This is a genomic window from Blautia sp. AF19-10LB (assembly GCF_003461245.1).
GTDB classification, from domain to species: Bacteria; Bacillota; Clostridia; order Lachnospirales; family Lachnospiraceae; genus Blautia_A; species Blautia_A intestinihominis.
Window position 1 is genome coordinate 74,260 of record NZ_QTWS01000002.1, and the last position, 23,539, is coordinate 97,798.

Sequence of the window (23,539 nt, forward strand, 5' to 3'; positions counted from 1 at the left end):
GGTTCTCCTTTCTTAGATCCGGGGAATATTCATCTCTATGCCGTCTGTCAGTGTCCTGCAGATTTTCTGCATCATCCTGCACAGAGTAAGCTCTGCATCCAGATAGGCATTTACTTCCGGAAAGCTGCGGAGTTCCTCGGATTCTCTGGCAAGCTGTTCTGCTTTTGCCAGGATATTCTCCGGATCTCCCTCATTCTGAAGTTTGAAGTTCTCAGCACGAAAATGCTGTACTCTCTGCGCCAGTTCCGGATTTTTGTTCAGAATTGCTTCCTGTTTCTTGAAATCTTTGTATACCTGGCACTTCTGGATCGAATTCAGAAGCGCATGAATATTCCTGTTTACTGTTTCCATCTGTATTGTTTATGCCTCCATGATGATCGGAAGAATCATCGGGCTTCTCTTGGTACGTTTCCAGAGGAACTCGCTGAGTGCATCCTTTACTACATTCTTGATCTTGCCCCAGTCGGTGATATTTCGTTCCAGGCAGGAATCCAGTGCGGATTCCACAACTTCCTTGGCATGTTCCATAAGATCCTCGGATTCCCTTACATAGACAAATCCTCTGGACACGATATCCGGTCCTGCAAGAACCACATTGCTGTGACGTTCCAGTGTCATGACTACGATCATGATTCCATCCTCAGCCAGATGCTGACGGTCACGAAGTACGATGTTTCCGACATCACCAACACCAAGTCCGTCGACAAGGATCGCTCCTGTGTGTACGGAACCTGTCACCTCTGCGCTGTATTCATCCATCTCCAGAACATTCCCGGATGCCAGGATAAAGATATTTTCTTTCGGGATCCCAAGATCCTCTACAACATGCTTCTGCGCTGTCAGATGACGATATTCTCCATGGACCGGGATCGCATATCTCGGTTTGACAAGGGAATAGATCAGTTTGATCTCTTCCTGGCAGGCATGTCCGGAAACGTGGACATCCTGGAAGATAACCTTCGCACCCTTCATGGAGAGCTCGTTGATAACCTTGGATACTGCCTTCTCATTTCCAGGGATCGGGTTGGAACTGAAAATGATCGTATCATTTGGCTTGATCGTGATCTTCTTGTGGATATTTGCAGCCATACGGGAAAGAGCCGCCATGGACTCACCCTGGCTTCCTGTCGTGATCAGGACTACCTTATCATCCGGGTAATTCTTGACCTGGTCGATCTCGATCAGTGTATTCTCCGGGATACGTAAATAGCCAAGTTCAGACGCTACTGAAATGATATTGACCATACTGCGTCCCTCTACGGCTACCTTACGTCCGAAGCGGTATGCTGTATTGATGATCTGCTGTACACGGTCTACATTAGATGCAAATGTCGCGATGATGATCCTTGCGCTTCTGTGTTCGTTAAAAAGGCTGTCAAACACTTTACCAACTGTACGCTCAGACATTGTGAAGCCCGGACGTTCTGCATTGGTACTGTCGCACATCAGGGCAAGGACACCCTTCTTGCCGATCTCAGCAAAACGCTGCAGGTCGATCGCATCTCCGAATACCGGTGTATAGTCAACCTTAAAGTCTCCTGTATGGACTACAATTCCTGCCGGAGAATAGATTGCCAGGGCAGATGCATCCTGGATACTGTGGTTTGTCTTGATAAATTCGATCGCAAAATCACCGAGGTTGATGACCTGTCCGTGTTTTACTTCCTTGAGCTTGGTGGAACGCACCAGATTGTGTTCTTTGAGTTTGTTTGTGATCAGCCCCAGTGTCAGTTTGGTGGAATAGATCGGGACATTAACTTCCTTGAGTACATAAGGAAGGGCTCCGATATGGTCCTCATGTCCATGTGTGATCACAAATCCCTTGACCTTGGAAATATTTTCTTTAAGGTAGGTCACATCCGGGATAACAAGGTCGATTCCGAGCATGTCATCCTCCGGGAAGGAAAGACCGCAGTCTACGACCACAATGCTGTCACCGTACTCAAAAGCGGTGATGTTCATTCCGATCTGCTCCAATCCGCCTAACGGAATGATCTTGAGTTTGGAAGCACTCTTGCGTCCTCGCTTGCCTGTATTTCTGTTCTGGACTTTGGCAGGTGCCTTGAGAGCAGCTTTTACCGGTGCTTTGGACTGACCGCTTCTGAAATTAGATCTGCTGTTCCGCTCGCTTCTGTCTGTCTTGTCATTTCTGTTGTCGTTTCTGTCGCTGTTTTTGTCGTTGTGTCTGTTATTTCTCTGTTGCTTATTGTAACGATAATTGTTTTTTCTGTTTGTCGGTCTTTTGTTATCGTTTGGTCTTCTATCGTAACTACTGTATTTTCGTTGAGTTTCTTTTGCTTCGGCTGTATTTTCAGTTACATTATTTTCACTCTTCAATCAAGCACCTCCATATTATTCCGTGCATTTTGTGCACACTAATGCAGGAATACCGTGGGCATTCCTTCCAAATTTGCTTCGCAGATTATATTTTTGATTTTGCTTACATTTCAAGATCTACGTCATCAAGCATCTGCTCAAAAACTTTATAAACTGCCTGCAGTTCTTCGTCGTCTTCTACCATCTCATAGCAGGCTTCCGGCTCTGTGCCTGTAGAAACATCCTTAAGGATATATGCAGTTGCTTCCTCATCCATAGAGTCTGATACCAGAAGATAGGATACTCCTCCTATCATCGTCTGCTCTTCGATATAAAATTCTTCTACTGTTCCGTCCGGAGACTGAAATTTGATTTTTTCCATTTTGTCACCCTTATTTCATCACCAGAGAATCAAGATATCCCTGTAAAATAAAAACTGCTGCAAGTCCATCCAGATACTGCTTACGGTTTTCTCTCCGCACGCCCGCCTCCATGAGAGTTCGATCTGCTTCTACAGTTGTCAGTCTTTCGTCCCACATGACAACCTCAAGCCCGGTACGTCTCTTCAGCATCTCGCCAAACTCCAGCGCTTTCTCTGCACGTTCCCCCACGGTGTTATTCATGTTCTTCGGATAACCGACCACGATCCGCTCTACACCGTATTCTTCTACCAGAGCTTCAATGCTCGCAAGGGTCTTACGCAGCTTGTTTTCCTGTTTTCTCCAGATCGTATCCAGTCTTTGGGCAGTCAGTCCCAAAGGGTCACTGACTGCCACGCCGACTGTCTTAGATCCATAATCCAGTCCAAGAATCCGCATACTAACGTTCCCAGGATTTGTTCTTGATATACTCGTTTAACAGTTCCTCTACCAGTTCATCTCTCTCAACTTTCATGATCATGCTTCTGGCGCCTTTGTGGCTGGTGATGTAAGTCGGATCACCGGACATAATATAACCTACGATCTGATTGACCGGATTATATCCCTTCTCATCCATTGCGTTGTAAACCAGGTCCAGGACTTCCTTTACTTCCAGTTCCTGATCCGGTTTGGTTCTGAAATATTGTGTATTTCCTAAATTGTTTTCTGCCATTTTCTCTCACGTCCTTAATAAGATTTCTTTTTTATTTTAATATAAATCTTCACAAATTGCAAGAAGCACATGCTCATCTGCAAAATCAACTGCTTTTGCCTTTACGAGATCGTTGACTTTATGTACATCCGTCTTCTCGATGACTGCACGTACATATTCTTTGCTGTGCGCCATAAAATAGGTTTTACCGCCGATCTCCACTTCTTCTTCAAGGAGTAGCTCCAGAGTCCTGCCGATCATGGCGGTTTCGTATTCTTTTGCACGAATCTCATGCAGTTTCAGCATTTTTTCACTTCGCTGTGCCTTGACTGCTTCTGTAAGCTGTCCATCCATAGCTGCGGCTTTGGTTCCCTGTCTTCTGGAATATTTAAAAATATGTGTCTCGTAGAAATGAATATTTTTTACAAATTCATAAGAATCTTCGAAATCTTCCTCTGTCTCCATCGGGAAGCCTACGATCACATCTGTTGTCAGTGCCGGTGCCGGATAAAATCTGCGGATCAGTTCGCATTTCTCTGCATATTCCGGTGCGCTGTATCTGCGGTTCATATTCTTGAGGGTCCTGTCACAACCACTCTGCAGGGAAAGATGGAAATGCGGGCATACCTTCGGAAGAGCGGAGATCCCCTCCATGAATTCTTCCGTGATGATACGTGGTTCCAGTGATCCCAGACGGATCCGGGCAATCCCATCCACTTCATGTACTGCCTGGATCAGTGACAGGAGGCTTTCTCTTTCTTCCTTCGGGAAATCCAGTCCATAGGAGCTCAGATGAATCCCGGTAAGAACAACTTCTTTGTAACCTCTTGCTGCAAGAGTACGTACTTCCTCAAGGACCTCTGCGATCTTTCTGCTGCGTACACGGCCTCTTGCATAAGGGATGATGCAGTAAGTACAGAACTGGTTGCATCCGTCCTGAACTTTGATATAGGCACGCACATGTTCTGCAGTGTAACCGATGGAAAGGTCCTCGTATTCCTTTGTCTTGTTGATCTCGATGACTTTTACCTTCTTGGCATGTTCTTTTTCGTATTCCTCGAGAGCTTCTACGATCTGTTTTTTCTGGTTGTTTCCAAGGATCAGGTCCACAGCACTGTCCGCCTCCAGTTTCTGTGTATCTGTCTGGACATAACATCCTGTTGCCACGACAATGGCATCCGGATTCATTTTTTTTGCTTTGTGGAGCATCTGTCTGGATTTACGGTCTGCGATATTGGTGACTGTGCAGGTATTGATCAGATAAATATCCGCCCCTTCTTCAAAAGGAACGATCTCATATCCTGCTTTTTCCAGAAGCTGCTGCATGGCCTCTACTTCGTATGCATTTACTTTGCAGCCCAGGTTGTGAAGGGCAACTTTTTTACTCATATTTTACCTCGATCATTCTTTTAGTTGTTTTATTTTTTCAGACTTTGTTATGTTTTTCATTGAAATTTCATTATATTTTCCCTTGACTTTTTCAGGGGGTACAGGTAAGATTACTCTTGAAAGAGTTACTGTTCACTTTGTTCGCAGTAACTTGGCCAAAATGCATTCCACATCACCTTCGGTGATAGCATTTTGCCCTGTATGTCTCGGGATTTTGCCATATCCATGGCAAAACACCTCGCGGGATACTACCGGTGAGCAGTTACTTTACTAATAATAAAGGAGGATTTATCATAATGAAAACATTAAAGATTTCTCTGAACTCAATCGATAAAGTGAAGGCATTTGTGAACGAGATCAGCAAATTCGACTGCGATTTTGATCTGGTTTCCGGAAGATATGTGATCGATGCCAAATCTATCATGGGTATCTTCAGTCTGGATCTTTCCAAACCGATCAACCTGAACATCCACGCAGAGGGAAGTGCTCTCGATACAATCCTGGCTGTTGTTGAGCCATATGTTATTGAGTGATCCTGCATCGTGCCGGTTTCTGACCGGACATACCAGATTTTAAAACAGCTTCATTGTGTGACCACATATGAAGCTGTTTTTATTTTGCTTTTTTACTGGATTTCGATGATTTCTGTTGTGGCCAGTGCTTCTTCCATCAGCTGGTCGATCTTCTCGTTCAGTTTCTCCTCGGATCTGCGGATCACTTTGAGGTTTGGTTTTGTTACAGGATGTTTTGCAACAAAAATCGTACAGCAGTCTTCAAACGGCTGGATAGAAGTCTCGAATGTGTTGATCTTTCTGGAAATCTGAACGATCTCCTCCTTGTCAAATCCGATAACCGGACGGTATACAGGAAGCTCGCATGCCTCATCTGTTGCAGCAAGACTCTGTAAAGTCTGGCTCGCTACCTGTCCGATGCTCTCTCCTGTGATCAGACCAAGGCATTTATCCTTGCGTGCAAAATGCTCTGCGATACGCATCATGTAACGGCGCATGATGATCGTCAGTTCTTCATGCGGGCACTGATCGTAAATATAAAGCTGGATATCTGTAAAATTGACCACGTGCAGACGGATCGGTCCGCTGTAGCGTGCTACCAGTTTTGCAAGATCTACAACTTTCTGTTTTGCACGCTCGCTGGTGTACGGCGGAGCGTGAAAATAAACGGCTTCGATCTTGACACCACGTTTTGCGATCATGTAGCCGGCAACAGGGCTGTCGATACCGCCGGAAAGAAGGAGCATTGCCTTGCCGTTTGTTCCGATCGGCATTCCTCCCGGTCCTGGAAGAGTCTCGGAATATACATAGATCTTGTCACGGATCTCTACGGACAGTGTCATTTCCGGATGATGTACATCTACAGATGCCTCCGGGAATGCATCCAGGATCTTTTCTCCGATTCCTGCGCTGACTTCCATGGAAGTGATCGGGTAGGATTTCTTGGCTCTTCTTGTGTAGACTTTGAAGCTTCCGGCATATCCCGGGTATCTTGCTTCCATATAAGATACGACATCTTTTGCCATCTGGTCAAATCCCTGATCTTCGTAGATCACGACCGGGCTGATACCTACGATACCAAATACTCGCTGCAGAGCCTCCACAGCCTCGTCAAAATCATATTTCTCCGGACAGAACACGTATACACGGCCCTGGCCCTGTTCCTTGGTTACTGTAAATTCGCCTTCTACCGGCTCCAGAGCCAGTTTCATCTGCTTTACAAGGGCATCTTCAAAAAGATATCTGTTTTTTCCCTTGATGGCGATCTCTGCATATTTGATCAAAAATGCATGAAATATCATACTGTTCCTCCTGATTATTTTCTTGAATATCGTCTGAGCATCGGAACCAGAGTTTTCATGGTTTCCAGGAAATAGTCTGCTTCTTCGATGGTATTTTCTTCACAGAAACTTAAGCGGACGGTGCTTTCGATCTGGTCCTTGGACATTCCCATGGCACTTAAAGTTGCGCTTGGTTTTCTCTTGTGGCTGGAGCATGCGCTTCCTGCGGAAATGTAGATTCCCTTATCTTCCAGGGAATGAAGCAGGACTTCGCTTCGAACGCCCATCACGCTGATACTTAAGATCTGCGGTGCGCCCTCACGGAGCGGCATTCCGTTGATGCGGATGTCTTCGATCTGGGAAAGTCCCTCGGCAATGTGCTCTTTGAGCTGATACATATGCTCTACATTCTCATCCAGATTCTTGTAAATCTGTCCGGCTGCCACACCAAGTCCGGCGATCCCAGGTACGTTGTCGGTTCCTGAACGCATGCCACTCTGCTGACCGCCGCCAAGGATCTGCGGGATGATCTTGACTTTCTCATTGATGTACAGGAAACCGATTCCTTTCGGCCCGTGGATCTTGTGTCCGCTGACTGCGAGAAGGTCGATCCCCATTTTTTTCGGATAGATGCGGTATTTGCCGAATCCCTGGATCGCATCCACGTGATAGAGCGCCTTCGGGCTCTTTTCGTGGACCATCCTGGCGATCTCCTCGACCGGCATCACTGCACCGACTTCGTTATTTACAAGCATGGTAGATACCATGATCGTGTCTAGTCTCAGAACGGCTTCCAGTGCTTCCATCTTCACTCTGCCCTGTGCGTCTACCGGGAGGTAGGTGATCTCAAATCCCTGCTCCTGAAGGTACAGTGCCGGCTGGCTGACCGCCGCATGCTCTACAGATGTGATGATGATGTGGTTTCCGTTTCGTTTGTTTGCCATTGCACCACCAATGAGTGCAAGGTTGTCAGACTCTGTACCACCGGAAGTAAACAGAATCTCTTTTTCCTGTACTTTCAGGATTCCGGCGATCGTCTTTGTTGCTTCTTTTACATATTTCTCCGCATCTACACCCTTGAGATGCATGGCAGATGGATTTCCGAAGTCCTCTGTCATGGTCTTTACTACGATGTCTTTGACGGAATCGTAGCATCTGGTGGTGGCGGAATTATCAAAATAAACTTCCATAATTTCCTCTTTATTATTGTATCCGTATTAATTTTCAAGCTGGAACATGAGGACAGACAGAATCGCAAGTCCTGCTGTCTCTGTGCGGAGGATCCGTCGTCCGAGGGTGATCGGCTTCGCTCCTCCTTCGATCGCAGCTTCTACTTCTTTTTCCTCGAAACCGCCCTCCGGTCCGATGAAGATCCCGATGGACTGTCCCGGTTCTATCGCCGCAAGGATTTCCTTTGTCTCTGGCATTCCCTTTGCAAGTTCGTAAGGGATCAGACGGATATCCATGGATTCTGCATATTTCAGGGCTTCTTTAAAGGTGATAACCTCATGTACATGCGGGATCAGCATTCGCTTGGACTGCTTCGCCGCGCTCTCTGCAATCTGCTGCCAGCGGTCGACTTTTTTGGCGGCCTTTTTGCCATCCAGTTTGACGACACAGCGTCTGGTCTCCACCGGAATGACTTCGTATGCGCCAAGCTCGACTGCTTTCTGTATGATCAGTTCCATCTTATCCGCTTTCGGCAGGCCCTGGAACAGATAAATCCTGCTTGGGAGCTCATAATCCGGCTCCTGAGAATAAATGATGTGAAGGAGCACCTCGTCCGGCTCAAAAGCCTCGATCGTACAGCGGTATTCACATTTGCCGCCGTCGCTGATCCACAGTTCCTCTCCCTGTTTCATACGAAGGACATTGGCGATATGGTTCACATCGGTCCCTGTGATATGGATCTGGTGCGCTTCCTCATCAATCTGATGCGGTTCTACAAAAAACCTCTGCATGAGATCAGTCCTTTCTTGCAGTTACGCAGACCCATTCGCCCTGCTTTGTAACTTCTACCAGAGTAAGACCGGCCTTCTCTACTGCTTCTCTGACAACTTCTTCCTTGACATCAAGGATTCCGGAAGTGATGTAGTATGCACCTTTTTTCATCTGATGAACGATGACCGGGGTCAGCGGAACGAGAACATCTGCAAGGATGTTTGCAGCTACGATATCGTATCTCTCATATCCGACTTCATTCTGTACTTCAACGTCATCGATGATGTTTCCGATCATCATATCAAAAGAATCATCTTCGATCTGGTTTGCTTCTTTGTTATCCTGTACAGCAGAAACTGCACATGGATCAAGGTCTGTTCCGACAACATGTCCTGCACCGAGTTTGAGGGCTGTGATTCCAAGGATTCCGCTTCCTGTTCCTACATCGAGGATTTCTGCACCGCGGGTCACATATTTCTTGAGCTGACGGATCACGAGCTGTGTTGTCTCGTGCATACCGGTTCCAAATGCTGTACCCGGGTCAATGTGAAGGATCATTTTGTCCTTATCTTCTTCTTTGACTTCTTCCCAGGATGGAACGATCAGGATATCATCTACATAGAACTGATGGAAAAATTCTTTCCAGTTGTTGATCCAGTCCTTATCTTCTGTCTCGGATTCTTCGATCGTGCCTTCTCCGATGTCCATGAAAGTACGCAGTTCTTCCAGTGCGTTTCTTACATCACGAAGAATGCTCTCCTTGTCGGCATCTTCTTCCAGATAAAAATTCAGATATGCGATCCCGTCATCTGCCGGTCCTTCCGGCATGATATCAACGAACATCTGAGCTTTATCTTCTTCTGTGAGCGGCTGATGGTCCTGGATCTCAGCACCCTCTACGCCGATCTCTGCCAGTGTGCAGATGATCATGTCCTCTGCTTCTGTTTTTGTTTTAATGGTAAAACGATTCCACTTCATATATTTTAATCTCCTGTCTATTATATGCGACAATTTTACGATACTTACGGATTGTTCCGCAGCAAGCTTTTGTTCTTTTAACCCTGGTATCTAATATACATGAAACCACAAAAAAAGAAAAGAGGGAAACCCTCTTTTCCTTAAACTTTTTAGTCCTCAAAAGTTTCTTTGAGTTTATCCATAAAACTCTTTTTCTTCTTTTCGGATTTCTCGGAACCGCCTTTTTTCTCATCGAGGTTGACGTTTCCGCAGGCTTCGTCGAACTTGCGGAGTGCTTCTTTGGCTTCCTCATTGAGTTTGGTCGGAACCTGAACGATCAGGGTAACGTAGTGGTCACCACGGACATTCTTGTTTCTCAGGGATGGAACACCCTTACCCTTGAGACGGATACGTGTGTCGGTCTGTGTTCCTGGTTTTACTTCGTATACAACGTCACCATCAACAGTATTTATATGGATCTCACCACCCAGTGCTGCCTGTGCATAAGTCAGCGGTGCGGTAGAGAAGATATTCATATCCTGTCTCTGGAAGATCGGGTGACGTGCTACATTTACTTCTACGAGAAGGTCGCCTCTCGGTCCGCCATTGGTTCCTGGTTCACCCTTATCACGGATACGGATGCTCTGTCCGTTGTCGATACCGGCCGGGATGGAAACCTGGATCTTCTTACGTGCGGAAGTATATCCTGTTCCATGGCAGGCACTGCATTTATCCTTGATGATCTTACCAGATCCGTTACAGTCCGGACAGGTCTGTACATTACGGACCATACCAAACATGGACTGCTGTGTATAGACGATCTGACCTTCTCCTTTACATTTCGGACAGGTAGTTGGCTGTGTTCCTGGTTTTGCTCCTGTTCCATGACAGGTGGTACATTCGTCCTTAAGCACGATCTCCAGTTCTTTGTCACAGCCGAATACAGCTTCTTCAAAAGTAATATTTACACGGGCACGTAAATTGGCACCTTTCATCGGTCCGTTGTTGGCACGGCGTCTTCCGCCGCCTCCAAACAGATCTCCGAAAATGTCTCCAAAAATATCTCCCATATCTGCGCCATCGAAACCGCCAAATCCACCGTAGCCGCCGGCTCCACCGCCGCCCTGCTCAAATGCAGCGTGACCAAACTGGTCGTACTGTCTACGTTTGTCTGCATCACTTAAGACACTGTATGCTTCTGTTGCTTCTTTGAATTTGGCCTCTGCTTCTTTATCTCCCGGGTTTACGTCCGGGTGATATTTCTTGGCTAATTTTCGGTATGCGCTCTTCAGTTCTGATTCACTGGCAGTCTTGCTGACACCCAGGACCTCATAGTAATCTCTTTTATCAGCCATCTTTTCTCTTTCCTATATGTGTTATTAGTTTTATTTTTCTTATATCCAAGATGCCTCCCGCGCAGACGGAATGTGTGCGCCGGAGGCTTATTGTTTTTACTTTACTGTCTGGTTCTCAGTAACTTTTATTTAGACTTCTTTGTAGTCAGCGTCTACAACATCATCGCCATAGCCTGCTTCATTTCCGCCCTGAGCTGCGCCTGCTCCCGGGTTCGGACCAGCCTGGCCGCCTGCCTGCTGTGTCTGCTCATACATTTTAGCGAAAAGCTTCTGAGCACTTTCCATCATCTTTTCCTGAGCTGCTTTGATGTCTGCGATCTGAGCATCTGTCAGTTCTGCGTTTGCTGTCTGAGCAAGCAGATCTTTGAGTGCGTTCAGGTCTGCCTCAACTGCTGCTTTGTCGTTAGCGTCGATCTTGTCGCCAGCTTCTTTGAGTGCATTCTCAACCTGGAATACCATGGAGTCTGCGTTGTTTCTTGTGTCGATTCCCTCTTTACGTTTCTTATCCTGAGCTTCGAACTCAGCAGCTTCTTTGACTGCTTTGTCGATCTCGGAATCAGACATGTTGGAACCTGCTGTGATTGTGATGTGCTGCTCTTTACCTGTTCCAAGGTCCTTAGCAGATACATTTACGATACCGTTGGCATCGATATCAAATGTAACCTCGATCTGCGGAACACCACGACGTGCTGGCGGGATTCCATCCAGACGGAACTGTCCGAGGGATTTGTTGTCTTTTGCGAACTGACGCTCACCCTGTACAACGTTGATATCTACAGCTGTCTGGTTGTCTGCTGCTGTGGAGAAGATCTGGCTCTTCTTGGTCGGGATAGTTGTATTTCTCTCGATCAGACGAGTTGCGATACCACCCATTGTCTCGATGGACAGTGACAGCGGAGTAACATCCAGAAGAAGGATATCGCCGGCACCTGCATCACCTGCAAGTTTACCACCCTGTACGGAAGCACCAAGTGCAACACATTCATCCGGGTTCAGGGATTTGCTTGGCTCTTTGCCTGTGAGCTGTTTTACTTTGTCCTGTACAGCCGGGATACGTGTAGATCCACCTACCAGAAGTACCTGACCAAGTTCGGAAGCTGTGATTCCTGCATCAGACAGTGCACGGCGAACCGGCTCTGCTGTCTTCTCTACCAGGTCATGTGTCAGCTCATCGAATTTAGCTCTTGTAAGGTTCATATCGAAATGCTTCGGTCCTTCTGCTGTTGCAGTGATGAACGGAAGGTTGATGTTTGTTGTTGTTGCGGAAGAAAGTTCTTTTTTAGCTTTCTCTGCTGCTTCTTTCAGTCTCTGAAGAGCCATCTTATCTGCACTCAAGTCTACGCCTTCTGCTTTCTTGAATTCCTCGATCATCCAGTCTGTAATTTTCTGGTCGAAGTCATCACCACCAAGACGGTTGTTACCAGCTGTGGAAAGAACTTCGATGACACCATCACCGATCTCGATAACGGATACGTCGAATGTACCACCACCTAAGTCGTAAACCATGATCTTCTGCTCTTTCTCGTTGTCAAGACCATATGCAAGAGCTGCTGCTGTAGGCTCGTTGATGATACGTTTTACATCAAGACCTGCGATCTTACCAGCATCTTTGGTTGCCTGACGCTGAGCATCGTTGAAGTAAGCCGGAACTGTGATAACTGCTTCTGAAACAGTTTCTCCAAGGTATCCTTCTGCGTCTTTTTTCAGTTTCTGAAGGATCATAGCGGAGATTTCCTGTGGAGAATATTTCTTCTCGTCGATAGTTACACGGTAATCTGTACCCATCTCTCTCTTGATGGAGGAGATTGTTCTGTCAGCGTTTGTTACTGCCTGACGTTTTGCAGGCTCACCTACAAGACGTTCTCCTGTTTTTGTGAAAGCAACTACGGATGGTGTTGTTCTTGCACCTTCTGTATTAGCGATAACGGTCGGCTGTCCACCTTCCATTACGGCTACACAACTGTTTGTTGTACCTAAGTCAATACCAATGATTTTTCCCATGATAAATTCCTCCTGATAAATATCTAAATATATGAAATATTAATTAGCCACTTTAACCATGCTGTGACGAACTACGAATCCTTTATAGGTGTAACCTTTCTGAAGTTCCTCTACAACAATGTTCTCTCCGACAGATTCATCCTCCACATGCATGACTGCGTTGTGGAAATCTGGATTGAATTCCTTGCCGACTGCTTCGATCGGTTCTACTCCCATGCCTTCCATTGTGGTGGTAAGCTGTTTGTAGATCTTCTCCATTCCATCAGCAAACGGATCATCCTGTGGTGCCTGTGCAAGTCCTCTCTCAAAATTATCCACAACCGGAAGGATCTTCTCGATGATGTCCTTTGCTCCGATCACATACATGCTGGATTTCTCTTTCTCTGTACGTTTACGGAAGTTATCGAACTCAGCCATGTTACGTTTCAGTCTGTCTGTCAGTTCTTCGATCTGCTGTTCTAATTTATTGTCTTTTTTCTTCTTGCCGAAGAAAGATGTTTTGGATTTGGTTTCTTTATCGTCGTCTGCCTCAGGGGCTTTCTCCGCTTCTGCGTCCTGTCCTGCCGTTGCTTCCGGCGATTCTTCTGTCGGCTCGTTCACAGTTTCTGTTTCCGGAATGTCTTTCTCTGTTTCTTCCTGCTCATTTGCCGTGTTTTTATTTTCTTCTGACACCTTTGTTTTACCGCCTTTCTGCCTGGCTGCTAGCCGTCTTCATTGCTTTTATTTTTTATGAAAACCTGATCAAGTTCGACCTTGAGGGTCTTCAAGCTATTTACTACATTCTCGTAATCCATTCGCTTCGGTCCTACAATACCGATCGTTCCATGCATTCCCTCTCCCAGTTCATAGGTTGCGGTTACAACGCTGCAATCCTTCATGGTCGAGATCGGAAGTTCGTCTCCGATGTACACCTGAACTCCGGTATTGTCATCTGCCATCCGCTCCTTGACCAGATCTACCAGCTGCTGCTTCTCCTCGAAAGTGGAGATCAGTCCGGTTGCTCTCGTCGTATCCGATAACTCCGGATACTTGAAGAAGTTCGTGGCTCCTGACGTATAGATTTCCATGTCGTCCTCATCCACATGAATCGTAGCTGCCACTGCATCCAGCACCTTGGCCACCAGCTTACTGTGAATACCTGCCTGTTCCTTAAGTCTGGCGATCATTCCAAGATTGATATCCTGGATCGGCAGTCCGTTCAGATTGGTATTCAGAAGCAGGTTCAGCTTCAGGATCGTCTCATCGTCCATCTCTTCATCCAGATCGATGATCTGATTTCGGATGACGTTGCCTTCGCATACAACAACTGCTACCAGCTGCAATTCATTGACACGGGATAACTGAATAAATTTCAGTTTGCTTCCGCTGTACTGAGGAACCGAAACCATCGTTGCGTAATTGGTGTTCGAGGCGAGGACACGTGCTACATTCTTAAGCACTTTCTCCATCTTATCTGTCTTCTCGATCATCAGATTACGGATCTCTGCAATCTCGTCTTCCTTCTCCCGCATCAGTTCATCCACATAAAGCCTGTAGCCCTTATCAGAAGGTATTCTTCCTGCCGATGTATGTGGCTGAACGATATATCCCATGTCTGTCAGATCAGACATCTCGTTCCGGATTGTTGCTGAGCTGACATTCAGATCCTTGTCCTTGGAAATCGTCCTGGATCCTACTGGTTCGCCTGTCTCCATGTATGTCCTGATGATCGCCTTGAGAATCCGTTTCTTACGATCTGTCAGTTGTTCATCCATGTTCCCAGCTCCTTTCCGTTTAGTCTGTTAGCACTCATCATTAAGGAGTGCTAACATCTATAGTGTTAAGATAGCACTGTCGTTATTATTTGTCAACAGATAATTACGAATTTTTTGAAAAAAACATAAAAATCACAGTTCCGACACAGATAGGGAAACTCCGACAATTCTGGCAGGACCTTCTCTGTGTTCGACACTGTGATTCTCTTAATCTTCCTGTATTATGATATATCTGTTTTACTTTACAGACCGCTTCTGCGGATTGCTTCTACTACTTCTTTGATTTTCTCCGGAGGGAGTACCAGCGCAAAACGTACATATCCTTCTCCGTGCGGGCCAAAGCTTGCTCCTGGTGTCACGATGACGCCGGCTTTTTCCATCAGTTCCATACAGAATGCCATGCTGTCTGTACGTCCTCCCGGGATCCTTGCCCAGACGAACATCGTTCCCTTGCCATTTGGAAGGTCCCAGCCGATCTCGCGGAGGCCATTGCAGAGTGCATCCCTTCTCTCCTGATACATCTGACACTGCTCCTGAACGCTTTCAAGAGGTCCTTTGAGTGCCGCGATCGCTGCTTTCTGGATCGGAAGGAACATTCCGAAATCAATCTGGCTTCTGAGTTTGCGGAGTGCCGCGATCACATCCGGGCGGCCTACGAGAAAACTGATCCTTGCGCCTGTTACATTAAAGGACTTGGAAAGGCTGAAGAATTCTACACCGATCTCCTTTGCTCCTTCTGTTGCGAGGAAACTTCCACCATGTGCTCCGTCAAAGATGATATCGCTGTATGCATTATCATGGATAATCAGGATATCATATTTCTTCGCAAATGCTACGATCTCTTCGTAAAGTCCTGGTGTGGCAATGCTTCCTACCGGGTTGGATGGCAGAGAAACTACCATGTATTTGGCTTTGCGTGCTACTTCCTCCGGGATATCCTTTACATATGGAAGAAAATCGTGCTCTGCGACAAGCGGGTAGTAGTATGGCTCTGCCCCTGCCATCAGGCTTCCTGCTGCAAATACCGGATAGCATGGATCCGGAAGAAGGACAACATCTCCCTCATCGCAGAGTGCCATTCCAAGATGTCCCATTCCTTCCTGGCTGCCGTAAACGGTCATGACCATGTCCGGTGTCAGCTCTACGTCAAAACGTTTCTTATAATAGTCACAGACTGCTTCCAGAAGTTCCGGGAGATCCCTGAGACTGTATTTCCAGTTATTGTCATCCATGGCCGCCTCTGCCAGAGCTTTCTTGATGTGTTCCGGTGTTTTGAAGTCCGGCGTTCCCACACTCATATTATAAATTTTCATACCCTGTGCTTCCAGTTCCATACGTCTGTTATTCAGGGCTGCAAAGATTTCTTCTCCAAATCTGTCTAATCTCTTGGAAAACTGCATATCGATTTACCTCTTTCGTTTCTGTTCAAGCATCATACCTGCCGTTCGTTCTATTGTAGCACTCTCTCCATTACTGTACAAGAGTAAAGTACACTAGTCATCCAATTCTTCCAGATTTTTCTTAAGTTCGATCATCTTGTCACGGAGTTCTGCTGCCTGTTCGAAGTTCAGGCTTGCTGCTGCTTCGCGCATCTGCTTCTCGACTTTGGTAATCAGCTTGGTAAGTTCTTTGCGGTTCATGGACTCCGGATCTTTCTTGAGTTTCGCTTCGGTCTCAGCAACTGCCTTGGAAACTGTGATCAGGTCGCGGACTGCTTTCTTAATTGTGGTCGGCGTGATTCCATTTTCTTTGTTGTAGGCTTCCTGGATGCTTCTTCTTCGCTCGGTCTCCTGGATGGCTTTTCGCATGGAATCGGTCATGACATCTGCGTACATGATAACGTGACCTTCGCTGTTTCGGGCGGCTCGGCCGATCGTCTGGATCAGGGAAACTTCTGAACGGAGGAAACCTTCTTTGTCTGCATCGAGGATTGCAACCAGTGTGATCTCCGGGATGTCAAGGCCCTCTCGGAGAAGGTTGATTCCGACAAGTACGTCAAAGACATCCAGTCGCATATCGCGGATGATCTCCGCACGTTCCAGCGTGTCAATGTCGGAATGAAGGTAACGCACACGGATACCTACATCCTTCATATATTCTGTCAGGTCTTCTGCCATTCGTTTGGTCAGGGTCGTGATCAGGATCTTGTGGCCCTTGTCCACTTCTTTGTTTACTTCGCTGATCAGATCGTCGATCTGTCCTTCGACCGGGCGGACTTCTACCTTCGGATCGAGAAGTCCTGTCGGACGGATGATCTGTTCTGCACGGAGAAGTTCGTGCTCTGCCTCATACTGTCCCGGTGTTGCAGAGACAAACAGGACCTGGTCGAGTTTGTTTTCGAACTCATCGAAGCTTAACGGGCGGTTGTCCTTGGCAGATGGCAGGCGGAAACCGTAGTCGACAAGCGTCTGCTTACGGCTTTGGTCTCCGGCGTACATTCCACCGACCTGAGAGACTGTTTTGTGGGACTCATCTATAATAAGAAGAAAATCATCCTTAAAGTAGTCCATCAGGGTATATGGCGGCTGGCCCGGTGCAAGCCCGGTAAGGTGTCTCGAGTAGTTCTCGATTCCGGAACAGAAGCCGGTTTCTTTCATCATTTCTACATCGAAGTTGGTACGCTCGGCGATACGCTGCGCTTCAATCAGCTTATCCTCGCTCTTGAAATAGGAAACCTGTTCTTTCATTTCTTCCAGGATCGCATCGGCTGCTTTCTGGATTTTTTCCTGTGGAACAACGTAATGGGATGCAGGGAAAATCGCAGCATGCTTCAGTTCATTGTGGATCTCACCTGTCAGAACATCTACTTCTGTGATGCGGTCAATCTCATCTCCGAAGAATTCTACGCGGATCGCGCGGTCTGAGTAGTTGGCAGGAAAAATCTCCAGCACATCGCCCCGCACGCGAAAAGTACCTCGATGGAAATCCATCTCGTTGCGGTTATACTGGATATCGATCAGTTCTTTGATCACATCATCCCTGTCCTTCTCCATCCCCGGGCGCAGAGAGATCATCATATCAAAAAATTCTTCCGGTGCACCCAGACCGTAGATGCAGGATACAGAGGAAACCACTATGACGTCTTTGCGCTCGCAGAGTGCCGCCGTTGCAGAGAGGCGGAGCTTATCGATCTCGTCGTTAGTGGAAGCGTCCTTTGCTATATAGGTGTCGGTAGATGGGACGTATGCTTCTGGCTGGTAGTAATCATAATAGGAGACAAAGTATTCTACTGCGTTCTCAGGGAAGAATTCCTTCATCTCGCCGTAAAGCTGCGCTGCCAGTGTTTTATTGTGCGCAAGTACCAGGGTTGGTTTGTTGAGCTGGGCGATGACATTCGCCATCGTGAAGGTCTTACCGGAGCCGGTGACACCAAGCAAAGTCTCGAACTGGTTACCTTCCTTGAAGCCCTTGACTAGCTGCTCGATTGCCTGCGGCTGATCGCCGGTGGGGTGATATTCGGAGTGTAGTTTGAAGATTTGTTGTGAATTTTGCACAAAAGCACCTCCTGGTTGTATGTTGAAAAAGTTCAATGCTATTCTTTTTGCAATTCTATTGCATTTGTGTTTCCAAATATTTCTCACATAAATGATTATTTAGAGGAGATGGCAAAGACCATCTACGACTATTGGTTTGTACAATTTGAGTTTCCTGATGGAAACGGAAATCCATATAAAACTTCAGGTGGAGCCTTATTATACAATGAAGTTCTCAAAAAAGAGATTCCATTTGGATGGACTATTGATACTTTACTCCTTCTTTGTGAATATTGGAATAAAATGGATAATTCACAATCCATTTGTCGAAATGTGCTTCACTTTTTGCAATAGGTTTGATATCCAGATCATTGTCCATATTGAAATCATACGTCATATAGGATAGCTGCTGCGCATATGCCTTTAATTCCAGGTCAGACATATCCACCAGAATCATAATATCCACATCAGAATCCGGACGGAAGTCACCCCTTGCATAAGAACCATAAAGGATTATCTGGCGTACATGAGAGCCATAAATCTTTTTGATAGCCTCCACATATTCTTCAATTAAATCCTGCATAAGCTTTGACATACATCTCACCTCACTTCTCATCTACCTCAATTGTGTCCATCATTGCTATTTTTAGTATATCATTTCACATAAAAGAAGTACAGAACAAGCGAATATTTGTTCTGTACTTTTTATAAGTTCTATTCTATCAGACCTCCACCTCAAACGGCAGCCGATCGAGGATGTCTTTCTGCATATCCACTCCCGGGTAGACTTCGATCAATTTCAGGCCTTTGGGGGTGAGGCGGAAGACGCAGCGTTCTGTTACGTAGAGGACTTTCTGGCCGTTTTCGATCGCGCGTTTTGCGGAGAAGCTGATGCTTGAGACGTTCTCTACAAATTTAGGGATCTCGCCTTCTTTGTGGATGGTTACGACACCCTTTTCCTGGGTGGCTTCCAGACCTTTGGCGTTGAAAGTCATGCAGAAAACTACGGTTGGGGTCTTGGCTGTGATATTGGCAAAGCCACCGATGCCTGCAAAGGCCCCTGTTCCTCTGTGGGCATTGATATTTCCGTAACGGTCTGCCTCCAAACCGCCCATAAAGCAGATATCCAGCCCACCGTTGTCGTACAGGTCAAACTGGTTTGCCATATCATAAACGGAAGCGGCACCAATCATTGCCCCAAATGCTTCGCCCGAAACAGGAAATCCCCCGATTCCTCCGGACTCCACCGTGAGCGTGATCATATCGAGCATCCCGCTCTTTCGCGCATATCTGGATACCATTTCCGGAATTCCGATTCCTATGTTTACAATATCATCCACTCGCAGCTCTTTAGCGGCTCTTTTTCCTATGATATTTGCCGGAACGTTGTTTTTACGCTGCTTCTGGGAGAGGTCATTGATCTTCTCATTCCAGGTATGCCATTCTTTGTACGGGATCTCAAAACTTCCGGTAAGTGCCGTGTATGCTTCATTTCGCTCCTCCGGCTCTGCCACAACGATCGCATCGACCAGACAGCCCGGAATGATGGCGTTACGCGGACGGGACGGCGTGTCTACGAGACGATCCACCTGTACGATGACCTTTCCACGGTTTGCTTTGACCGCCTGACAGATGGACAGTGCGTCGCCGGACATGAACATATCATCAAAGGTGATATTTCCTTTTCTGTCTGCAGCAGTTCCCTTGATCATGGCAATCGTGATCTTTGGAAGTTTATAATAAAGAAATTCATCCCCATCCACTTCCACATGCTTCACCAGTGAATCATCGATGGAAATTCTGTTGATCCCCGGTCCTTCTCTCCTCGGATCAACAAAAATATCCAGTCCGACTTTGGACAAAGCTCCCGGAAGACCGCCTGCCTGTGCACGGATTGCATGAGAAATACACCCAAGCGGCAGATTATACGCCTCAAATCTGTCCTCCAGCACCAGTTTTTTGGTGCTCATCATCGCGCCAAAATGACCGCAGATCAGCTTGTCCACCGCACCTTCCCGAATATATCCTTCCGCATTATGTTCGTCATCCCAGACACCAAATCCGGCACTGGATACGATCGTCAGATGCGTCGGCGACTGCATTTTCTGATATCTTCGGTATAATGCCTCGTGGAGTTCAGTCGGGTTTTCGATCCCTACAAATGAATTCACGCAGATACAGTCCCCGTCCCGGATCAGACGGATGGCTTCATCTGCATTCATAATCTCATACATACTTATTTCCTCTCAAATACGGTCTCGCCGCCAAGGATCGTCATATCCACCTTCGTGGTCTTGATCTCATCCGGGTCGATCTCATAGAGGTCTTTCTCAAGCACAACAAAATCCGCGTTCTTTCCAGTCTCGATCGTACCGTTCTCATCCTCTGTGTACGACGCATAAGCAGCATATTTTGTAAAAAGTTTCACTGCCTCATCTACTGTCAGGCGTTCCGACGGGATCCAGCCCTCTTTCGGCTCGCCGTTTATATTCTTGCGGGTCACGGCAAAATAGATGTTTTCCATTGCATCGAAACTTACCACCGGTGCATCAGAGCCGCCGGATGCATGGATGCCGAGATCCAGCATGGTCTTCCATGCATAAATACCTTCCATACGATGTGTTCCGATCGCCGGTTCTACGGTATTCATATCAAGATCGACAAATACAGGCTGAATGTATGCCAGAATGTCGTTTTCTTTCATTGCTCGCAGGATCCGCGGGTTTGTGATCTGACAGTGGACGATTCCATGTCTGCCCTTGGCGTTATCCTTACGGTATGGAGATTTCGCGATCGCCTCGATCACCATATCCATCGCACGGTCGCCAATGCAGTGTACTGCCGCCTGCATCTGATGCTGGTCAAAAAATGCGAACAACTCATCCAGTTCTTCCTGCGTGAAGATAATGTTCCCGCAGTTTCCAGGGCTGTCCTCATATGGCTCGTTCATCGCTGCAGTTCTCGCACCAAGAGAACCATCCTGAATGAGCTTCATCGGCCCGATCGTAAAATGATTGCCCCTCTGACCAGTACGATATCCCTCTTCCACAAATGCCTTGGCGTCATCAAAACGCTCAAACAGGCACTGCTCATAATGGCGGACATTCAGCTCGCCTCTCGCATCCAGTGCTTTGTAGGCATTCATGATACGCTTCCAGTTTTTGCCCGGAAGTGCTGCGAGGTCGTCAGACTGTACACCGGTAAAGCCGCATTCGTTCAGTTTTTTTGCGCTGTAGGTAATGTAGTTTTCTACTTCTTCCTGTGACGGGGTGTCAAGCAGAGAATAGTAAAACTGTACAGCATTTTCCTTGATCAGACCTGTTTCCAGATCAACATCCTTCTCGATCTCAGAGAACTGCGGAATCGTCTTAAGCAGTTCCAGACCGCGGCTGTTGCAGACACCTACATGTCCACAGACTCTGACCATGATGATCGGAATTTCTGTGGACAGGGCATCCAGCTCATCCTTGTGCGGATATCTCGGCTCCGCAAAATGTTCTTCGTTCCATCCTCGGCAGTAAAGCCAGGTCAGCGGTTTGCCCGCATGCTCCTCGATACGCTTCTTCGCTGCGTCCAGCATTTCTTCCACGCTGGTGCAGTCAAACAGTTTGACGGAACGCTCTACAAATGCATAATGCAGCATGTGCAGATGCGTGTCCACAAATCCCGGAAGAAGCAGTCTGTCGCCAAGGTCAACTTTCTCTTCACAGGCGATCTTCTCTGCCTCTTCGTTGGTTCCTACAAAAACAATTTTGCCATTTTCCACGCCAACCGCTTCTGCTACGTGGTCGGCATCATCTAATGTACGGATTCGTCCGTTAAAAAAAATCTTATCCACTGCTTCTTCATCCTTTATGAATTATTTCTGGTAAATCATTTGTTTTCTTTTGCCTTTTTATCCTCGTAAAAAAGCGCAAGATCTTTGTCTACCTCTCCAATTCCCATGTAACGTGCCTTATAATCCTTAAGCAATTTGATAAAGGTTCCGCTTAAGAGAAACAGAGTCGCTACGTTTACGAATGTCGGGAATACGGTCGTGAAATCTGCGATCACCCAGAGCTGTGCCGGTGTTCCGTTTCCATAGAGAGTCAGTACAGTTACAAGCAGCCCCCATAACGGAGTTCCGAAAATAAATACTTTTTCTGCAACCTTGAGGACTTTCTGATTTCCCTTGAGCCAGTGTTTCAGGATGACACTATAGTATGTAAACCATCCTGTAGAAGTGGTCAGGCCAAACAGGAAGATGCTGAGTGCAATCAGTGCACGTGCCACAGAGCCCATGCCGGATTCAAATGCAGTCAGAGTAAGTTCGGAACCCTGAAGTCCTGAATTCCAGTAACCTGTCACGATAACAACAAGTCCTGTCATAGAGCAGACAACGATGGTATCTGCAAATACTTCAAATGCTCCCATCAGACCCTGTTTTACCGGGTGGTCTGTCTTCGCGGAAGCGTGGATCATCGGAGAAGTTCCCCATCCAGCCTCATTGCTGTATACAGAACGGGCAAAACCAAGACGCATACAGGTTGCAACACCAGCTCCCAAAAAGCCACCGACAGCAGCCTGTGTGGTAAATGCACCTTTGAAGATCATGCTGAATGCTGCCGGCAGCTGTTCAAAGTTTGTGAGCAGGATAAAAAGTGATCCCAGGATATAAAGCAGACACATGATTGGTGTCATATAAGAGGAGATCACGCCGACCTTCTTTACACCGCCAATGATGATCACATAGATTGCAAGTACGTACAACAGAGACGGTACGATGTATGGAAGTTTGAAGGTACTTCCAACTGCCTCAGATACCGTATAGTTCTGAAGAGTGATAAACCATGTCATAAAGATACATCCACCGAATAATACCGCAAAGATCTTCCAGAACGGAAGCTTCTTCTCATCGCCCAGACCTTTCTGCATATAGTAGGTCGGTCCACCGAGATATTCGCCGTTTGGCTGTTTTTCTCTGTAGTAGACAGCCAGAGTTACCTCTGTCATTTTGATGACCATGGCAAGGAGTGCAGCAACCCACAGCCAGAACAGTGCACCAGGACCTCCTGTTGCGATCGCGGTTGCAACACCGGACATATTGGATACACCAACGGTTCCTCCGATCGCGATGGAAATCGCCTGAAATGGCGTCAGACTCTTGCCGTCGTCTCCACCTTCCTCACGACGTTCTTTGCTGAACATATTTTTGATGATATGTCCAAAGTGACGGAACTGGAAAAATCCGGAGCGGATCGTCAGATAGATTCCTGTTACCAGAATTGTGATCAATAATGGCAGCCCCCATAACCAGTTTGTTAAGTTTTCGAATAATGCAAACATTCCCTCTCTCCTTTTCTTTTGTTTTGCATAAAAATGCATTGCCCCTCATTTTTATTCGTTTCAGTATAGCATATACTTTTCTTTATTTCTACGCTAAAGCGGCATTTTCCTAAAATATTTTTAGATATATGCAAAAAAACACAGAGCAGTCTGCGAAACTGCTCT

At 46.7% G+C, this 23,539-nt stretch carries 21 protein-coding genes; 1 reads left to right on the plus strand and 20 read right to left on the minus strand.

Annotation, left to right across the window (positions count from 1 at the left end; genetic code table 11):
• Positions 1 to 12 precede the first annotated feature (12 nt).
• The 6 genes from DWX28_RS02190 to mtaB form a co-directional block, all read right to left on the minus strand.
• Positions 13 to 351: a YlbF family regulator gene (locus tag DWX28_RS02190; protein ID WP_118251554.1), complete on the minus strand. Its 339-nt coding sequence runs from the start codon at positions 349 to 351 to the stop codon at positions 13 to 15.
• A gap of 9 nt (positions 352 to 360) precedes the next feature.
• A complete protein-coding gene (locus DWX28_RS02195) occupies positions 361 to 1,995 on the minus strand; it encodes a ribonuclease J (protein WP_227221940.1) in 1,635 nt (544 codons plus the stop codon).
• Positions 1,996 to 2,440: 445 nt separating this feature from the next.
• Positions 2,441 to 2,698: a DUF1292 domain-containing protein gene (locus DWX28_RS02200; RefSeq protein WP_118251559.1), complete on the minus strand. Its 258-nt coding sequence runs from the start codon at positions 2,696 to 2,698 to the stop codon at positions 2,441 to 2,443.
• 10 nt (positions 2,699 to 2,708) lie between these two features.
• Complete coding sequence (gene ruvX, locus DWX28_RS02205) at positions 2,709 to 3,134, minus strand: Holliday junction resolvase RuvX (protein WP_022213530.1); 426 nt, start codon at positions 3,132 to 3,134, stop codon at positions 2,709 to 2,711.
• A 1-nt stretch (position 3,135) separates the two neighbouring features.
• The gene (locus DWX28_RS02210) at positions 3,136 to 3,408 is read right to left on the minus strand and encodes an IreB family regulatory phosphoprotein (protein WP_118251561.1); all 273 of its coding nucleotides are present in this window, start codon (positions 3,406 to 3,408) and stop codon (positions 3,136 to 3,138) included.
• Positions 3,409 to 3,444: 36 nt separating this feature from the next.
• Positions 3,445 to 4,776 carry a tRNA (N(6)-L-threonylcarbamoyladenosine(37)-C(2))-methylthiotransferase MtaB gene (gene mtaB / locus DWX28_RS02215; RefSeq protein ID WP_118251564.1) on the minus strand — a complete coding sequence of 444 codons (1,332 nt, stop codon included), beginning with the start codon at positions 4,774 to 4,776 and terminating at the stop codon, positions 3,445 to 3,447.
• A 296-nt stretch (positions 4,777 to 5,072) separates the two neighbouring features.
• Here mtaB and DWX28_RS02220 point away from each other — a divergent pair, with 296 nt between their 5' ends.
• Positions 5,073 to 5,309, plus strand: a complete 237-nt coding sequence (locus DWX28_RS02220; RefSeq protein ID WP_022213533.1) for an HPr family phosphocarrier protein — start codon at positions 5,073 to 5,075, stop codon at positions 5,307 to 5,309.
• 92 nt (positions 5,310 to 5,401) lie between these two features.
• On the opposite strand, the gene thiI is transcribed toward DWX28_RS02220, so the two are convergent.
• The 14 genes from thiI to DWX28_RS02290 form a co-directional block, all read right to left on the minus strand.
• Positions 5,402 to 6,589, minus strand: a complete 1,188-nt coding sequence (thiI, locus tag DWX28_RS02225) for a tRNA uracil 4-sulfurtransferase ThiI (RefSeq protein WP_118251566.1) — start codon at positions 6,587 to 6,589, stop codon at positions 5,402 to 5,404.
• Between the two features lie 14 nt (positions 6,590 to 6,603).
• Entirely contained in the window at positions 6,604 to 7,758 is a 1,155-nt protein-coding gene (locus tag DWX28_RS02230; RefSeq protein WP_118251568.1) for a cysteine desulfurase family protein, read from the minus strand.
• A 27-nt stretch (positions 7,759 to 7,785) separates the two neighbouring features.
• Positions 7,786 to 8,529 (minus strand): 16S rRNA (uracil(1498)-N(3))-methyltransferase, encoded by a 744-nt coding sequence (locus DWX28_RS02235; RefSeq protein ID WP_118251575.1) that lies wholly within the window; start codon positions 8,527 to 8,529, stop codon positions 7,786 to 7,788.
• Between the two features lie 4 nt (positions 8,530 to 8,533).
• On the minus strand, positions 8,534 to 9,487 hold the full coding sequence (prmA, locus tag DWX28_RS02240; RefSeq protein WP_022213537.1) for a 50S ribosomal protein L11 methyltransferase: 954 nt from the start codon (positions 9,485 to 9,487) through the stop codon (positions 8,534 to 8,536).
• 149 nt (positions 9,488 to 9,636) lie between these two features.
• On the minus strand, positions 9,637 to 10,821 hold the full coding sequence (gene dnaJ / locus DWX28_RS02245; protein WP_022213538.1) for a molecular chaperone DnaJ: 1,185 nt from the start codon (positions 10,819 to 10,821) through the stop codon (positions 9,637 to 9,639).
• Between the two features lie 129 nt (positions 10,822 to 10,950).
• Positions 10,951 to 12,822, minus strand: coding sequence for a molecular chaperone DnaK (dnaK, locus tag DWX28_RS02250; protein WP_118251579.1), 1,872 nt, complete (start codon positions 12,820 to 12,822; stop codon positions 10,951 to 10,953).
• Between the two features lie 39 nt (positions 12,823 to 12,861).
• Positions 12,862 to 13,494 (minus strand): nucleotide exchange factor GrpE, encoded by a 633-nt coding sequence (gene grpE / locus DWX28_RS02255; protein ID WP_022214190.1) that lies wholly within the window; start codon positions 13,492 to 13,494, stop codon positions 12,862 to 12,864.
• Positions 13,495 to 13,523: 29 nt separating this feature from the next.
• Positions 13,524 to 14,576 (minus strand): heat-inducible transcriptional repressor HrcA, encoded by a 1,053-nt coding sequence (gene hrcA / locus DWX28_RS02260; protein ID WP_022214189.1) that lies wholly within the window; start codon positions 14,574 to 14,576, stop codon positions 13,524 to 13,526.
• A 242-nt stretch (positions 14,577 to 14,818) separates the two neighbouring features.
• A complete protein-coding gene (locus DWX28_RS02265) occupies positions 14,819 to 15,976 on the minus strand; it encodes a pyridoxal phosphate-dependent aminotransferase (RefSeq protein WP_022214188.1) in 1,158 nt (385 codons plus the stop codon).
• 93 nt (positions 15,977 to 16,069) lie between these two features.
• Positions 16,070 to 18,070, minus strand: coding sequence for an excinuclease ABC subunit UvrB (uvrB, locus tag DWX28_RS02270; protein ID WP_118251581.1), 2,001 nt, complete (start codon positions 18,068 to 18,070; stop codon positions 16,070 to 16,072).
• Between the two features lie 241 nt (positions 18,071 to 18,311).
• Positions 18,312 to 18,644 carry a nucleotidyltransferase domain-containing protein gene (locus tag DWX28_RS02275; protein WP_118251584.1) on the minus strand — a complete coding sequence of 111 codons (333 nt, stop codon included), beginning with the start codon at positions 18,642 to 18,644 and terminating at the stop codon, positions 18,312 to 18,314.
• 127 nt (positions 18,645 to 18,771) lie between these two features.
• Positions 18,772 to 20,283 carry a CoA-transferase gene (locus DWX28_RS02280; RefSeq protein WP_118251587.1) on the minus strand — a complete coding sequence of 504 codons (1,512 nt, stop codon included), beginning with the start codon at positions 20,281 to 20,283 and terminating at the stop codon, positions 18,772 to 18,774.
• A 2-nt stretch (positions 20,284 to 20,285) separates the two neighbouring features.
• On the minus strand, positions 20,286 to 21,887 hold the full coding sequence (locus DWX28_RS02285) for an amidohydrolase (RefSeq protein ID WP_118251589.1): 1,602 nt from the start codon (positions 21,885 to 21,887) through the stop codon (positions 20,286 to 20,288).
• A 35-nt stretch (positions 21,888 to 21,922) separates the two neighbouring features.
• The gene (locus DWX28_RS02290) at positions 21,923 to 23,374 is read right to left on the minus strand and encodes an alanine/glycine:cation symporter family protein (RefSeq protein WP_022213936.1); all 1,452 of its coding nucleotides are present in this window, start codon (positions 23,372 to 23,374) and stop codon (positions 21,923 to 21,925) included.
• Positions 23,375 to 23,539: the final 165 nt, after the last annotated feature.

What these genes read in the sequence shown, in the direction of transcription:
- DWX28_RS02190 (WP_118251554.1), bottom strand. Translation starts at nt 351, where the DNA reads ATGGAAACAGTAAACAGGAATATTCATGCGCTTCTGAATTCGATCCAG.
- DWX28_RS02200 (WP_118251559.1), bottom strand. Translation starts at nt 2,698, where the DNA reads ATGGAAAAAATCAAATTTCAGTCTCCGGACGGAACAGTAGAAGAATTT.
- ruvX (WP_022213530.1), bottom strand. Translation starts at nt 3,134, where the DNA reads ATGCGGATTCTTGGACTGGATTATGGATCTAAGACAGTCGGCGTGGCA.
- DWX28_RS02210 (WP_118251561.1), bottom strand. Translation starts at nt 3,408, where the DNA reads ATGGCAGAAAACAATTTAGGAAATACACAATATTTCAGAACCAAACCG.
- mtaB (WP_118251564.1), bottom strand. Translation starts at nt 4,776, where the DNA reads ATGAGTAAAAAAGTTGCCCTTCACAACCTGGGCTGCAAAGTAAATGCA.
- DWX28_RS02220 (WP_022213533.1), top strand. Translation starts at nt 5,073, where the DNA reads ATGAAAACATTAAAGATTTCTCTGAACTCAATCGATAAAGTGAAGGCA.
- thiI (WP_118251566.1), bottom strand. Translation starts at nt 6,589, where the DNA reads ATGATATTTCATGCATTTTTGATCAAATATGCAGAGATCGCCATCAAG.
- DWX28_RS02230 (WP_118251568.1), bottom strand. Translation starts at nt 7,758, where the DNA reads ATGGAAGTTTATTTTGATAATTCCGCCACCACCAGATGCTACGATTCC.
- DWX28_RS02235 (WP_118251575.1), bottom strand. Translation starts at nt 8,529, where the DNA reads ATGCAGAGGTTTTTTGTAGAACCGCATCAGATTGATGAGGAAGCGCAC.
- prmA (WP_022213537.1), bottom strand. Translation starts at nt 9,487, where the DNA reads ATGAAGTGGAATCGTTTTACCATTAAAACAAAAACAGAAGCAGAGGAC.
- dnaJ (WP_022213538.1), bottom strand. Translation starts at nt 10,821, where the DNA reads ATGGCTGATAAAAGAGATTACTATGAGGTCCTGGGTGTCAGCAAGACT.
- dnaK (WP_118251579.1), bottom strand. Translation starts at nt 12,822, where the DNA reads ATGGGAAAAATCATTGGTATTGACTTAGGTACAACAAACAGTTGTGTA.
- hrcA (WP_022214189.1), bottom strand. Translation starts at nt 14,576, where the DNA reads ATGGATGAACAACTGACAGATCGTAAGAAACGGATTCTCAAGGCGATC.
- DWX28_RS02265 (WP_022214188.1), bottom strand. Translation starts at nt 15,976, where the DNA reads ATGCAGTTTTCCAAGAGATTAGACAGATTTGGAGAAGAAATCTTTGCA.
- DWX28_RS02275 (WP_118251584.1), bottom strand. Translation starts at nt 18,644, where the DNA reads ATGTCAAAGCTTATGCAGGATTTAATTGAAGAATATGTGGAGGCTATC.
- DWX28_RS02280 (WP_118251587.1), bottom strand. Translation starts at nt 20,283, where the DNA reads ATGTATGAGATTATGAATGCAGATGAAGCCATCCGTCTGATCCGGGAC.
- DWX28_RS02290 (WP_022213936.1), bottom strand. Translation starts at nt 23,374, where the DNA reads ATGTTTGCATTATTCGAAAACTTAACAAACTGGTTATGGGGGCTGCCA.